The 13,665-nt window shown below is 74.7% G+C and carries 10 protein-coding genes; 4 read left to right on the plus strand and 6 right to left on the minus strand.

The annotated features are described in order from the left end of the window. Positions 1 to 47 precede the first annotated feature (47 nt). The gene (locus ACWCYY_RS09690; protein ID WP_449795606.1) at positions 48 to 1,118 is read left to right on the plus strand and encodes a DUF3533 domain-containing protein; all 1,071 of its coding nucleotides are present in this window, start codon (positions 48 to 50) and stop codon (positions 1,116 to 1,118) included. A 67-nt stretch (positions 1,119 to 1,185) separates the two neighbouring features. Here ACWCYY_RS09690 and ACWCYY_RS09695 read toward each other — a convergent pair whose 3' ends face one another. Together ACWCYY_RS09695 and ACWCYY_RS09700 are read right to left on the minus strand one after the other, a co-directional pair. Next, the gene (locus ACWCYY_RS09695) at positions 1,186 to 3,699 is read right to left on the minus strand and encodes an ABC transporter permease (protein ID WP_449795607.1); all 2,514 of its coding nucleotides are present in this window, start codon (positions 3,697 to 3,699) and stop codon (positions 1,186 to 1,188) included. After that, positions 3,699 to 4,463: an ABC transporter ATP-binding protein gene (locus ACWCYY_RS09700; RefSeq protein ID WP_345290053.1), complete on the minus strand. Its 765-nt coding sequence runs from the start codon at positions 4,461 to 4,463 to the stop codon at positions 3,699 to 3,701. Before ACWCYY_RS09700 ends, ACWCYY_RS09695 begins: the two co-directional genes overlap by 1 nt. Before the next feature lie 118 nt (positions 4,464 to 4,581). On the opposite strand from ACWCYY_RS09700, the gene ACWCYY_RS09705 reads away from it, so the two are divergent. After that, positions 4,582 to 5,544, plus strand: a complete 963-nt coding sequence (locus ACWCYY_RS09705; protein WP_449795608.1) for a helix-turn-helix transcriptional regulator — start codon at positions 4,582 to 4,584, stop codon at positions 5,542 to 5,544. A 72-nt stretch (positions 5,545 to 5,616) separates the two neighbouring features. On the opposite strand, the gene ACWCYY_RS09710 is transcribed toward ACWCYY_RS09705, so the two are convergent. From ACWCYY_RS09710 to lon, 3 genes are all read right to left on the minus strand, one after another. After that, positions 5,617 to 6,135 (minus strand): GtrA family protein, encoded by a 519-nt coding sequence (locus ACWCYY_RS09710; RefSeq protein WP_380150127.1) that lies wholly within the window; start codon positions 6,133 to 6,135, stop codon positions 5,617 to 5,619. A 60-nt stretch (positions 6,136 to 6,195) separates the two neighbouring features. Further along, positions 6,196 to 7,635 (minus strand): hypothetical protein, encoded by a 1,440-nt coding sequence (locus ACWCYY_RS09715; RefSeq protein ID WP_449795609.1) that lies wholly within the window; start codon positions 7,633 to 7,635, stop codon positions 6,196 to 6,198. A gap of 397 nt (positions 7,636 to 8,032) precedes the next feature. Then, positions 8,033 to 10,426, minus strand: coding sequence for an endopeptidase La (gene lon / locus ACWCYY_RS09720; protein ID WP_449795610.1), 2,394 nt, complete (start codon positions 10,424 to 10,426; stop codon positions 8,033 to 8,035). A gap of 133 nt (positions 10,427 to 10,559) precedes the next feature. On the opposite strand from lon, the gene ACWCYY_RS09725 reads away from it, so the two are divergent. Beyond that, the gene (locus ACWCYY_RS09725; RefSeq protein ID WP_449795611.1) at positions 10,560 to 11,279 is read left to right on the plus strand and encodes a hypothetical protein; all 720 of its coding nucleotides are present in this window, start codon (positions 10,560 to 10,562) and stop codon (positions 11,277 to 11,279) included. Positions 11,280 to 11,650: 371 nt separating this feature from the next. Here the strand turns inward: ACWCYY_RS09725 and ACWCYY_RS09730 are convergent, their stop codons facing one another. Next, entirely contained in the window at positions 11,651 to 12,325 is a 675-nt protein-coding gene (locus tag ACWCYY_RS09730; protein WP_345290045.1) for a rhomboid-like protein, read from the minus strand. A gap of 530 nt (positions 12,326 to 12,855) precedes the next feature. Here ACWCYY_RS09730 and ACWCYY_RS09735 point away from each other — a divergent pair. Further along, positions 12,856 to 13,590, plus strand: a complete 735-nt coding sequence (locus tag ACWCYY_RS09735) for a response regulator transcription factor (RefSeq protein ID WP_345290044.1) — start codon at positions 12,856 to 12,858, stop codon at positions 13,588 to 13,590. The last annotated feature ends 75 nt before the right edge of the window (positions 13,591 to 13,665 follow it).

Genomic DNA, 13,665 nt, shown 5'->3' on the forward strand with positions numbered 1-13,665 from the left:
TGATATGAAGTATCCGTTTTGCCCGTCTTTGCGATAGGAGAGGTTCGATGGCCGACCAGGCCCGCCGCGGCTTCGCGACCGAGCTCAAGGACGCGGTCACCCCGCGCGCCTTCCTGCTCGTCCTCGGGGTGCTACTGCTCCAGCTCGGATTCATCACCTCGTACGTCGGCGCGCTGCACCACCCCACCCCGCACGAGCTCTCCATCGCCGTGGTCGCCCCGCCGCAGGTCAGCCCCAAGCTGGTCGGCGCGCTGGAGCAGGTGCCCGACGACGCCGTGCGGGCTACCACCGCCGCCGACCGGGCCGCGGCCGAGGACCTGATCCGCGATCAGAAGGTCTACGCGGCCTGGATCTTCGACCCGGCCTCGACCCAGGACACCCTGCTGGTCGCCGACGCCCGCGGCCCGGCCGCCGCCACGGCCGCCGAGAAGATCGTCACCGCCGTCGACCAGACCCAGGGCCGCACCGTGAAGGTGGAGGACGTCATCCCGCTGGCCAAGGGCGACGCGGAGGGGCTCTCCTCCTTCTACCTGGTGATCGGCTGGTGCGTCGGCGGCTACCTGGTCGCCTCGATCCTCGGCATCTCGGCCGGATCCCGCCCGGCCAACGCCCGGCGCGCGGTGATCCGGCTCGGCACCCTGGCGCTCTACTCGGTGGCGGCCGGCGTCGGCGGCGCCGTCATCATCGGCCCGGTGCTGAACGCGCTGCCCGGCTCCAGCTGGGCGCTGATCGGCCTGGGGAGCCTGGTGGTGTTCGCGGTCGGGGCGATCACCATGGCGCTGCAGTGCCTGTTCGACATCGTCGGCATCGGCGTGGCGGTGCTGATCTTCGTGGTGCTCGGCAACCCGAGCGCGGGCGGCGTCTTCCCGCCGCCGATGATGCCGCCGTTCTGGCGGGCCATCGGCTCCTGGATCCCCAACGGGGCCGGCACCGACGTGGCCCGCTCGATCGCCTACCTCGGCTCCACCAACGTGCTGGTCCCGCTGCTGGTCCTGGTGGCCTGGGCCGTGGTCGGCGTGGCCGTCACGATGGTCGCGGTGGTCCGCCGCCCGCGGGTCGGCCGGGAGCGGATCCCGGAGCTGGGCACGGACCGCGGCGCGGAGCAGGCCACGGCCTGACCGTCCGTCAGCACGGCGGCGGGGCCGCACCGGAGGAAGCCCTCCCGGTGCGGCCCCGCCGCCGTTGCTACTCCCGGGCGCCGATCGCGTCCGCCGGGTGGGCCCGCAGCGCGGCCCGGGCGGGCAGCGCGGTGGCCGCGAAGGCCAGCAGGGCGGCCGTGCCGACCACGCCGAGCCAGGTCAGCGGCGGGGCGTACGGGGTGCCCGAGCCGGTCATGCCGGCGCTGTAAGCGCCCAGCGTCAGGGCCGCCACCGCCGTGCCGAGCGCCACCGCGAGCAGCACCACCGTCAGGGTCTCCCAGCGGAGCATCGCCCGGACCTGACGGGCCGTCGTGCCGATCAGCCGCAGCATCGCGAACTCACGGCGCCGGGCGGCGGTCGCCATCACCAGGGTGTTCACCACCGCGATGCCGGTGAAGGCGATGATCAGGCCCATCGCCACGTAGTTGACCTGCGCCTGGGTGCCCGCCTGGGCCTCCCGGGCGGCATCCACCTGGGCCCGGTCCAGCACCCGCACCGCGGGGAACGGCCGGACGGCGGCGGCCAGCGCGGCCCGGTCGGCGGTGCCCGCCACCAGGACCGAGGAGGCCAGCGGGACGTCCACGTGCGCGGCGACCAGGCCGCGGGGCAACAGCAGGTCCCCGAAGCCCAGACCGCGGTGGTAGACCGCGACCACCCGCAGCGGGGCGGCGGTGCCGTCCCCGAGGGTCACCTCCAGCCGGTCCCCCACCGTGACGCCCTTGACCTCGGCGGCCAGCTCGCTGACCGCCACGGTGTCCTCGGCCATCGCGTCCAGCGACCCCGCGCCCACCTGCGGGTCCAGGGTGCGGGCCAGGCCCTGCGGGGTGACGCCCTGGGCCGGGAACTTGTCCTGCCCGGCCCGCACCGAGGTGCGCAGCACCTCGGTCACCGCCTGCACCCCCGGCACCCGGCGGACCGCCTCGGCCGCCGCCCCGGGCACGCCCGGCCCCGCGGCGGCCAGCACGTACGGCGCGCTGGTCCCGGCCACGGCCTGCTCGCGGGCCGTGTGGGAGGCCGTGGTCTGGGTGAACAGGATGGTGGAGGCCATCGCCACCGCCAGGCTCAGCGGGGTGACCACGGCGGCCAGCCGCTTGGCGTTCGCCCGGGTGTTCTGCTCGGCCAGGAAGCCCGCCGCGGGTGCGGCCAGCCGGGCGGCCCGGCCCAGCAGGAAGGTGGCCACCCTGGTCACCAGCGGGCCCAGCAGGGCGATCGCGGCGGCGGCCAGGATCACGCTCAGGAAGGTCACCGGGGTGGCGGCGGCCTCGGTGCGCAGACCGCTCAGCACGTACACCAGCGCCCCGTACCCGGCCGCCAGCAGCAGGCCGGCGGCCAGCCGGCCGGCGCCGATGCCGGGCTTGGGCTGCGCGGCCTCGGCCAGGCCCTCGGTCGGGTGCACCCGGGCCGGGCGGCGGGCCGAGGCCCGGGCCGCGCCCCAGGCCGCCAGCAGCGTGGCCGGGACGGCCAGCAGCGGCGGGAAGGCACTGAGCGTCAGCTCCAGGGTGTCCGGCAGCGCGCCGACCGCGACGAAGCGGCCGTGCATCCAGCCCGCCAGCAGCAGCCCGGCCAGCGCCCCCGGCACCCCGGCCAGCAGACCGACCACCAGCGCCTCCCGGCCCACCATCCGGCGCAGCTGACGGGGCGTCGCCCCGACCGCCCTCAGCAGCGCCAGCTCCCGGGCGCGCTGCTGCACGGAGAGCGCGAAGGTACCGGTGACCACCAGCAGCGCGACCAGCAGCGAGGTGCCGCCCATCGCCGCGCCCAGGCTGACCAGGCTGACCCGGGCCTTGCCCGCGTCCAGGAACTCCACCGGGCCGCGCTCTTCCCCGGTGCGCACCTTGGCGGTGGTGCCCGCCAGCGCCGCCTCGGCGCCGCGCCGCACGGCAGCCGGGTCGGCCCCCGGAGCGGTCAGCAGGCCGACCACGGCGACCCGGCCCTGGTGCCCCGCCAGCCGGCGGGCCTCGGCGGCGGCGAAGAACAGCGAGGACTGGCGCTCGACCCGGCCCTGCGGGGCCGCGACGCCGACCACCGTGTACGCGGCGGGCGCGCCGGTGGACTGCACGGTGACGGTGGCGCCCACCGGCTGCCCGGCGGCGGCGTCCACCACCAGCTCGTTCGCGGCGGCCGGGGCCCGGCCCTCGCGCAGCGCGTACGGGGTCAGCGCGGCGGAGTCCCAGGCGTGCCCCCAGGAGGCGCCCGGCCGGACCCTGCCGTCGGGGGCCACCAGGTGGGCCGGGAAGGTGAGTTCGGGGACGGCGGCGCGCACCCCGGGGACGGCGGCGAGCCGCTCGGTGAGCCCGGCGTCCAGCCAGGCCCGCTCGGTCAGCGGCTTGGCCTTCTCCTTGGTCTTGCCCTTCTTCTCCGAGGTCCAGTGCACCTCCTGATCCGCCGTCACCAGCACCGGGGTGCCGGCGTAGCGCTCGGTCGGGATCCGGCCGCGCAGGCCGGTCTCCAGCAGCGCGGCGCAGGCGGTGACCAGCGCGGCGGCGCAGAACAGGGCGACGAAGGCCCCGACGAAGGCGCCCTTGCGGGCGCGCAGGGTGGAGAGCGCGAGGGTGAACATCAGGCCCACGCCCCCAGCCGGCTCATCCGCTCGGCCACCCGGTCGGCGGTGGGCGCGGGCATCGCGTCCACCACGTCGCCGTCGGCCAGGAACAGCACGGTGTCGGCGTACCCGGCGGCCACCGGGTCGTGGGTCACCATGACCACGGTCTGGCCCAGCTCGTCCACGGTCTGGCGCAGCAGTCCGAGCACCTCCTTGGCCGTCATGGTGTCCAGCGCGCCGGTCGGCTCGTCCCCGAAGACCACCTCCGGCCTGGTCACCAGCGCCCGGGCGATGGCCACCCGCTGCTGCTGGCCGCCGGAGAGCTCGGCCGGGCGGTGCCCGGTGCGGCCCGCGAGGCCGACCCGCTCGACGATCCGCTCCAGCCACTCCCGGTCGGGCTTGCGGCCCGCCAGCAGCAGCGGCAGCGTGATGTTCTGCAGGACCGTCAGCGAGGGCAGCAGGTTGAAGGCCTGGAAGACGAAGCCGATCCGGTCCCGGCGCAGGTGGGTCAGCGCCGTCTCGTCCAGCCCGGCCAAGTCGGTGCCGCCCAGCGTCACGGCGCCCCCGGTGGGCCGGTCCAGGCCGGCCGCGCAGTGCAGGAAGGTGCTCTTGCCGGAGCCGGACGGCCCCATCACCGCCGTGAAGCTGCCGCGCGGGATGTCGACGGTGACCCCGCGCAGCGCGTGCACGGCGGCGGCGCCGCGGCCGTACACCTTGGTCACGGAGGCCAGCCGGACGGCTTCGGCCGTGGCGGTGGTGGAGGGGGTGAGGATCTTGGGCATGCCCCCAGCCTGCTGGGGGCGGGAAAGATGATCTAGTGTCAGAAGTGGCAAGGGGTGACAGCTTGTTGCCACGCTCGACGGGGGACGGGGAACAATGTCGGGTCTGACCGCACTTGGCGTGTCCGATGACCAACTGAGGCTTTACCGCTACTTCCTGAGACATCCGGGGCACGACACCGAGGAGGCCGCCGCCTCCTTCGGGCTCGAACCGGCCGCACTGGCCGGGGCCCTGACGGAGCTTCAGGACAAGGGACTGCTCCGGGTCTCCGACCGGCACACCGTGCTGGTCTCCGACCCGGCCGTGGCCGTGGAGTGGCTGGTGGAGCGGGAGCTCGGCGCGCTCAAGCTCGCCGGGGACCAGGTGGCCGCCGCCCGCAAGGCCATCCCGGCGCTGGCCGAGGAGCACAAGCACGGCCTGGCCGAGACGCCGGTCGGCGACATCGAGCGGGTCGACGGGGTGGACGCCATCCGCGAACGCCTCACCGAGCTGGGCTTCTTCACCTTCCGCGAGCTGATGGCCCTGCTGCCGAACCGCTGGCAGCCGGAGAGCATCGCCCAGGCCCGCGAGTCCGACCTGCGGATGCTGCGCCGCGGCATCCGCTGGCGCACCGTGGCCGGCCCCGAGGCGCTCGCCGACCCGGACACCCTGGCCTACCTGCGCGAGCTGGTCGCGCACGGCGCCGAGGTCCGCGCCACCGACCAGGCGATCCGGCGGATGGTGGTCTGGGACCGCAGCACCGCGATGGTCCCGGTGGACCCGGACGACTACCTCCGGGCCACCCTGGTGATCCGTCAGGCCGGCGTGGTGGCGAACACGGCCGCCTGGTTCGAGCAGGTCTGGTCGAGCGGCCGCGAGCTCCCCGCCGCCACCACCGAGACCCCCGCCCCGGCCCCGCTCGGCCCGCTGGAGCGGCGCGTCCTGGACGTGCTGGCGCGCACCGACAAGGACGAGGCGGCCGCCCGCGAGATGGGCGTCTCGCTGCGCACCTTCCGCCGCTACATCGCCGACCTGATGCAGCGCCTGGGCGCCGCCAACCGCTTCCAGGCCGGGCTGCTGGCCAAGGAGAAGGGCTGGATCTGACCGGGCCCGGCCCGGACGGCGGAAGCCCGGCCCCCGCGGGACGGGGCCGGGCTTCCGAGGACGACGGGCGGGTCAGACCCGCTCGGGCTCCGGCTGTTGCTCCGACCGGGTGTCCAGACGGTCGGTGAAGACGAACCTGGCCATCGCCCAGTAACGGAAGACCATCGCCAGCAGGGTGCCGACGATCATGCCGCTGAGGAAGTCCGCGACGTCCTCGCCGAACTTCGAGATGTGCGGTTCCCGCAGGTCCAGCACGTACTGGGAGAACGCCAGCGGAAGGCTGTTCACCACGATGGCCAGACCGCTGACCACGAAGAACAGCACCGCCTCGCGCTTGTGCCCGTACGCGCGGAACGACCACTGCCGGTTCAGCAGGTACGAGACCACGGTGGCGATCAGGGTCGCGATGGTCAGCGCGGCCACCGGCTTGGCGCTCAGGACGGTGGCCCTCAGGCTGAGGTTGATCACCAGGGTGAGCAGGAAGCAGGTCCCGCCCACGAGCAGGAACTTCACCAGCTTGCGGTGCTTGACCAGGAACGGTCGCGCCCGGTGCGGGACTCGGGACAGAGCCCGTTGCGTGGGTGACGGCATTTCGGCAGTCTCGCACGCCGTCCCGGGGCACGGGTACTCGGACCGTCCGCCCGGGAACGACTACTCCACCGCGATCCGCAGCACGCCCGTGGTGGTGCCCTGGAGGACCACCCGGCCGGGCGCGATCGACCCCACCATCTGCAGCGTGTCGAAGAGGAAGCCGGCCCCGAGGTACGCCGTCCGCACGGTGCGGCCGGTCTCCGGGTCGATCTCCGCGTAGCGGTACGGGTCGAGCGCCGAGGTGCCGTCGGTGCCGGGGATCACCGGTTCGCGCAGCACCGTGCGCAGCAGCCCGTCGGCGGTGGAGAGCCGGGGCACCGCGGCGGACCGGGTGCGGTTGTCCCAGCGCAGGTCGCAGCCGCTGCCGTCGGCCCGTACGTCCACCCGGCTGAGGCCGCCGCGGAAGGCGCCGGAGGAGGGCACGCTGGGCCCGGCGCCGTCCGGCAGGGCCGGGTACGGGTAGCCGTAGGTGCTGGCCACGAAGACCGCGTTGCCCACCGCCACCGGGGAGTTCTCGCTGCCGCTGCCGCCGGCCCTGAGCACCGGGACGGAGCAGACCAGCCCGCCGTCGGAGGTCCGGTGGACCAGCAGGTTGACGGTCGGGGCCGCGTTGTCGACCACGGTCAGGTAGTCCGTGCCGGTGCGCGGGCCGAAGAAGGTCGGGGTGGAGCCGCTGCCCCAGCTGAGCTGGCCGGGCTTGCGGCCCGGGCCCCGGTCGTACGGCCGGCGCCAGCGCACCTCGGGGGTCCCGTCCGGGCGGGCGGTGAGCAGGTAGGTGGCGTGGGTGGTGGTGACCGCCGCGCCCTCGGGAGCGGTGGAGATGGAGTTGGCGATCGTCTCGCCGGCCGGGAGGGCCAGGGTGCGGACGGCGCCGGTGTTCCCGTCGTCGGCGGTGCCGACCACGCCGCCGCCGGTGGCGAACCAGACCCGGCCCTGCCAGTCCGGCGACAGGCCGGTCACCGCGTCGCCCTCCCGGACGGCCCCGGCCAGCGGGAGGCGGGAGTCCACGGTCAGCTGCCAGCCGCCGGAGGCCGTGCGGCGGTGGCCGATCCGCAGCAGGTCGCGGCTGCCGTCCACCACGACCAGCCGGTCACGGTGGTCCAGGTACGCGTACACCCCGCCGAGCAGCGAGCCCTTGGCGAGGGTCAGCTCGGTCAGCGAGCGGCCGTCGGACGGGTCGAGCAGGTGGACGGTGGGAGCCCGGCCGAAGATCTCGGTGCACAGGGCCACCGGGAGGCCGTCGGCGCCGACCAGCACGGTCGGGCAGGCCGAGGCCAGCGCCGTCCGGTGCGAGCCGACGCTGCCCGCGCCCGGGCCGGGCAGCGGGGTGGCGTCCGAGGAACCGGTGTCGCCGTGCATGGTCGCGGTCCCGGGCGGGCCCGCGTACGGGTTGACCGGCGGGAGCGGGGCGTACGGCTCGGCGGCCGCGTGGGCCGGGGCTTGGGCGGAGAGCAGCAGCGCGGCGGTGACGAGCACGGCGGCGCGGGTGCGCAGGCGCATGGGGGTCCGTTTCCGGGAGGAGGGGCACGACAGGGGTGCACTCCGCCCGGTGGGACGTGAGAGGAGCCCGGCGATCGGCCGGGCGGGAGGGCACCGCGCGGATCAGAGCGCGCGGTGACAGATGGCCGAGGACGCACGGGCCAGGTCGACGGCGAGTCGACGGCTCAGGTGCGTGTGGCGGTCCATGCGGGGGATCCTGCCGTGCTGACGGACCGTCACACAAGACCCGTCTCACGGTACGGGCCGCGCCCCTGGTGCCCCGCCAGGGGCATCCAGGGGCGCGAGGAACTGCGCGAAGCGGAAGACCCTCTCGCCGACTGAGGGCAACCCAGCCAGCTGCACCCCGCTGCGGGACCCGGCAGGGCACCACCTCCGCCCTGCCGGGCCTGATACATCCTCAGACCGAGACCGGCACCGCCGCCGGCTCCAACGCCAGCTCCAGCACCTCCCGGACGTCCGAGACGGTGTGCACCGTCAGCCGCTCCAGCACCTCGCCCGGCAGGTCGTCCAGGTCGGGCTCGTTCCGCTTGGAGATGATCACGGTGGTGATCCCGGCCCGGTCGGCCGCCAGCAGCTTCTGCTTGATGCCGCCGACCGGCAGCACCCGCCCGGTCAGCGAGACCTCACCCGTCATCGCGACCTCGGGGCGGACCCTCCGCCCGGAGAGCAGCGAGGCCAGCGCCGTGGTCATGGTGATGCCGGCGCTCGGGCCGTCCTTGGGGACGGCGCCCGCCGGGACGTGCAGGTGGATGCCGCGCTCCCGCAGCCCGGTGACCGGCAGCTCCAGCTCGGCGCCGCGCGAGCGCAGGTAGGAGAGCGCGATGTGCGCGGACTCCTTCATCACGTCGCCCAGCTGGCCCGTCAGGGTGAGGCCGGTGGAGCCGGTCTCCGGATCGGCGAGCGAGGCCTCGATGTAGAGGACGTCGCCGCCGGCGCCGGTGACGGCGAGGCCGGTGGAGACGCCGGGGACGGCGGTGCGCCGCTCGGCCGGCTCCTGGGCCGCCTCCGGGGTGTGGTGCGGCCGGCCGATCAGCGCCCGCAGGTCCTCGGCTCCGATGGCGGCGGGGAGCTCTCGCGCCCCAAGCTCGGCTTCGGCCGCGACTTTCCGCAGGATCCGGGCCACCGAGCGCTCCAGGGTGCGCACGCCCGCCTCACGGGTGTACTCCCCCGCGAGCTTGCGCAGCGCGTCCTCGCCGACGGTCACGTCCTCGGGCCTGAGGCCGGCCCGCTCCAGCTGACGGGGCAGCAGGTGGTCGCGGGCGATGGTGACCTTCTCGTCCTCGGTGTAGCCGTCCAGGCGGACCAGCTCCATCCGGTCGAGCAGCGGCTCGGGGATGGACTCCAGCACGTTGGCGGTGGCCAGGAAGACCACGTCGGAGAGGTCGAGCTCGACCTCCAGGTAGTGGTCGCGGAAGGTGTGGTTCTGCGCCGGGTCGAGCACCTCGAGCAGGGCGGCCGCCGGGTCGCCCCGGTAGTCGGAGCCGACCTTGTCGATCTCGTCCAGCAGGACCACCGGGTTCATCGACCCGGCCTCCTTGATCGCCCGGACGATCCGGCCGGGCAGCGCGCCGACGTAGGTGCGCCGGTGCCCGCGGATCTCCGCCTCGTCCCGCACGCCGCCGAGCGCCACCCGGACGAACTCCCGGCCCATGGCCCGGGCGACCGACTCGCCGAGCGAGGTCTTGCCGACGCCGGGCGGCCCGACCAGGGCCAGCACCGCACCGCCGCGCCGGCCGCCGATCTGCCCCAGCCCCTGGTCCGCGCGCCGCTTGCGCACGGCCAGGTACTCCACGATCCGGTCCTTCACGTCCGCCAGGCCCGCGTGGTCCGCGTCCAGCACCGCGCGGGCGCCGTTGATGTCGTAGGAGTCCTCCGTCCGCACGTTCCACGGCAGTTCGAGGACGGTGTCCAGCCAGGTGCGGATCCAGGAGCCCTCGGGCGACTGGTCGGAGGAGCGCTCCAGCTTGTCGACCTCCTTGAGCGCGGCCTCCCGGACCTTCTCCGGCAGCTCGGCCGCCTCGACCCGGGCCCGGTAGTCGCCCTCCTCGTCGGCCGGGTCCCCGTTCAGCTCGGCCAGCTCCTTGCGGACCGCCTCCAGCTGACGGCGCAGCAGGAACTCCTTCTGCTGCTTGGCCACACCCTCCTCGACGTCCTTGCGGATGGTGTCGTTGACCTCCTCCTCCGCGAGGTGCTCGCGGAGCAGGACCAGCGCGTACTCCAGGCGGGCCAGCTGGTCGGACTCCAGCAGCACCTTGAGCTTCTGCTCGGCGGTGACGAAGGGGGCGTACCCGATGTTGTCCGCCAGCTCGCCGACCTTGTCGATCTGCGAGACCCGGTCGACCACCTGCCAGGCGCCGCGCTTGCGCAGCCAGTGGGTGGAGAGCGCCTTGTACTCCTTCACCAGCTCGGCGGCCCGGCCGGCCACCGGCAGCCCGGCGTCCGACTCGTGGAAGGTGCTGGTCTCCACCCAGAGCGCCGCACCGGGGCCGGTCGTCCCGGCACCGATCCGGACCCGTCGGACCGCGCGGACCAGCGCCGCCGGGTCCCCGTCCGAGAGCCGGCCGACCTGCTCGACGGTGGCCAGCGTGCCGACCGAGGCGTACGTGCCGTCCAGCCGCGGCACCAGCAGCACCTGCGGCTTGGCCCCGCCGGAGACGGCGGCCCGGGCGGCGTCCACGACGGCGCGGACCTCGGAGTCCTTCAGGTCCAGCGGGACCACCATGCCGGGGAGCACGACCTCGTCGTCGAGGGGGAGCACGGGCAGGGTGAGCGGAGTGGACGTCGATGCCATGATCTCTCCCCAGTCAGTGAAGTTGAGTTGACCTGACTAAGGTTCGGTGAGCCGCCAATGTTCCCCGGAGCTTGTTCGCTCTGAGCGATCAGGGCATTGCCCCAGGCGGGGGCGGTGCGCCAGAGTGCCGGACGTGGATATCCAGCCCACCGAGTTCGGCATCCGGGTCACCCTCCCGGAGCCCCGCAGGCTTCCCGCCGCCCTCCGCAACCGGGCCCTCGCCGAGGACGCGGACGGGCTGCTGCTCGCCGCCCCGCACCCGGGCGGCACCACCGAGCAGGCCCTGCGCACCGTCCTGGCGGGGCCGGCCGCCGAGCTCGGCCTCGACCTGGCCGGCCTGGAGGTCTGGGACGGCGAACCCTTCGCCCGGCTCGACGACGCCGACGGGCGGCCACTGCTCTACGCCGAGCTCGGCCGCGACCCCGCCGCGCCGGAGCAGCCCGGCCCGGCCGGCGCGACGACGACGGACGCCGTCCGCGAGCTGATCGACCACCTCTCGCTCTGGCTGCTGGTCACCGTCGGGTCCGCGGACCCCGACGACCCGTCGGCCACCGCCCTGGCCGAGCGGCTCGCCCGCGAACTGGTCGACGCCCTCGCCCCCGACGCCACCGTCACCACCGGCCGCGCCCCGCACGGACCCACCGCCGTGGTCCGGCCCACCTGGCTCGACACCACGGACGTCCGCGCCGCCCTGCTGGCCGCCTGCGCCGCCCTCCCCGGCCCCTGGAGCCCGCCCACCCTCCTGGAGACCCCCGACGGCGACTGCGCCACCGCAACCCGCGGCCCCGTCCGCCTCTCCGCCGCCACCGGCCCCGTCTTCGCCGAACTCGCCCGCCGCCACCAGCTCCCCTGAGGCAAGCGGCCGCCCCTCCGGGGGCGCGGGGAACTGCGCGAGAACGGAAGGCGGACCAGCGTGAGATCGGGGCACACGAGCCAGTTGCACGCGCCGCCGTCCCCGACGTGAGTGGCCACCCCTCCGGGGGCGCGGGGAACTGCGCGAGGACGGAAGGCGACCCACCGCCAGATCGGGGCACGCGAGCCAGTTGCACGCGCCGCCGTCCCCGACGTGAGTGGCCGCCCCTCCGGGGGCGCGGGGAACTGCGCGAGAACGGAAGGCGGACCAGCGTGAGATCGGGGCACGCGAGCCAGTTGCAGGCGGTGCCGTTCCCCTGCGCGCAGTTCCTCGCGCCCCCGGTGGCGCTGCCACGTCCGTCGGCCCCGGGCTCAGGCCTCCGAGGGCTCCAGCCGCCGCAGGGCGAGGTGCCCCGGGCCGGTGGTGCGGCGCAGCCAGGGCCAGAGGGCGACGCCCACGAGCAGGGCCGCCGGGTGGCCGACACCGGTCACGAGGTCGGCGTCGTCCAGGAGTTGATGACCGATCAGAGCGCCGGCCGCACCCAGCGCGCACAGACGCCCGGGGAGCGCGAGAAGACCGGCGAGCGCCCCGAGGGACGCCAACACGCCGTAGCTCACACCGATGTCCAGGCCGTCGAGCGCCGCGCCGTCCAACCGCCCGGCCGCGACGACCACCAGCACCACCGCCTGCGAGAGCAGCGTCGCGAGCACGTGCCCGGCCACGAAGACCGCCGCCGCCCGCCGACCGCCGACCCGCCGCTCCAGCGGCGCCACGGTGACGGCGAAGGCCCAGAAGTACGGCATCCAGACCGGCCCGGCCACCCACGTCCCGCTCAGCAGCAGGGAGCCGACGGGGTGGTCCAGCAGGTTGTGGGCGTCCGAACTGGAGAACGCCTGCAGCCGGTCGACGACCGCCGGATCGCCGAAGCGGGCGAACAGCGTGGTGCCGAGCAGCAGTGCGAGGTACCCGAGCGCGAAGGGGTTGCGGCGGGGCGTGGGGAGCACGCTCCGCAGCCGGGCGCGCAGCCGGAGCCGGAGATCAGCCATTCCGCCCTCCGGTCCACTCGTGCCACCATGTGACTTGTCGTGCTCACGGTACTTCGCAGAACGCCCACGGTACTTCCCCGTACTGGGAGCCTCCTGTGAATCCGCTGTGAGCTCGGTTCGAACCCTGCCCGCCGTTGGTCCGGACCAGCCCTACGCCTACGGACCAGTAGCGAACCCGCCCAGGAGTCTGCCATCCCTTCAACGGCATACGCACCGTTACGGGCGATATTTTCGGCGGGTAAGGTATCGCCCCGTGCCGCATCCCGGGCCCGGGGCGAGGCCGGTCAACAGGCCGGTTGTGCCCGGTTCACCTGCCGGGATGCTCGCGGTGTACGTACGCTGCGACCAGAGCGGAACGGATGCGCGGACCACACCTGCGCACCCTTCCGGGAGCCCGTGACCTCGGCGGACGGTCCGGGTGCTTTTCGGGCCCCGGCACGGGCCCGCCGACGGAACACAAGACGACTACGAGCGGACCCCGCTGTCCCCACAGGCAGCCGGGCCGCAGCCCTGGGGGCGGTGGCGTGACCGTGACAGAGATTCAGCAGGAGACCAACAACAACAGCGCGGTGGGCACCCAGCGACGGGTGCTCGTCGTGGAGGACGAGCCCACCATCGCCGAGTCCATCGCGGCCCGGCTCGGGGCCGAGGGCTTCAAGGTGGCGGTGGCGCACGACGGCCCCGGCGCGGTGGACGGCTTCCACACCTGGCAGCCGGACCTGGTGGTGCTGGACGTGATGCTGCCCGGCTTCGACGGCCTGGAGGTCTGCCGGCGGATCCAGGCCCAGCGCCCGGTGCCGGTGCTGATGCTGACGGCCCGTGACGACGAGACCGACCTGCTGGTCGGCCTCGGGGTCGGTGCCGACGACTACATGACGAAGCCGTTCTCGATGCGCGAACTGGCCGCCCGGGTCAACGTGCTGCTGCGCCGGGTCGAGCGGGCCCAGCAGGCCGCCCGGACGCCCGCGCTGGGCAGCCTGCGCTTCGGGGACCTGGAGATCGACCACGTGCAGCGCCGGGTCCGGATCGGCACCGGTGACGTCCACCTGACGCCGACCGAGTTCGACCTGCTGGCCTGCCTGGCCGCCCAGCCGCGCGCGGTGCTCACCCGCGAGCAGCTGCTGGCCGAGGTCTGGGACTGGACCGACGCGTCCGGCACCCGCACCGTGGACAGCCACGTCAAGGCGCTGCGCCGGAAGATCGGCGCCAGCTGGATCCGCACCGTCCACGGCGTCGGGTACGCCCTGGAGGCACCGCTCTCCTGACCGGGAGGACGGCAAGGCCGGGACCGGGGGGTCCTGGCTCCGCCGCACCCGTACGGAGTCAGCGGGCAGGACGCG

The sequence above is a fragment of the Kitasatospora sp. NPDC001664 genome (assembly GCF_053596675.1).

What these genes read in the sequence shown, in the direction of transcription:
- ACWCYY_RS09690 (WP_449795606.1), top strand. Translation starts at nt 48, where the DNA reads ATGGCCGACCAGGCCCGCCGCGGCTTCGCGACCGAGCTCAAGGACGCG.
- ACWCYY_RS09695 (WP_449795607.1), bottom strand. Translation starts at nt 3,699, where the DNA reads ATGTTCACCCTCGCGCTCTCCACCCTGCGCGCCCGCAAGGGCGCCTTC.
- ACWCYY_RS09700 (WP_345290053.1), bottom strand. Translation starts at nt 4,463, where the DNA reads ATGCCCAAGATCCTCACCCCCTCCACCACCGCCACGGCCGAAGCCGTC.
- ACWCYY_RS09710 (WP_380150127.1), bottom strand. Translation starts at nt 6,135, where the DNA reads ATGCCGTCACCCACGCAACGGGCTCTGTCCCGAGTCCCGCACCGGGCG.
- ACWCYY_RS09715 (WP_449795609.1), bottom strand. Translation starts at nt 7,635, where the DNA reads ATGCGCCTGCGCACCCGCGCCGCCGTGCTCGTCACCGCCGCGCTGCTG.
- lon (WP_449795610.1), bottom strand. Translation starts at nt 10,426, where the DNA reads ATGGCATCGACGTCCACTCCGCTCACCCTGCCCGTGCTCCCCCTCGAC.
- ACWCYY_RS09730 (WP_345290045.1), bottom strand. Translation starts at nt 12,325, where the DNA reads ATGGCTGATCTCCGGCTCCGGCTGCGCGCCCGGCTGCGGAGCGTGCTC.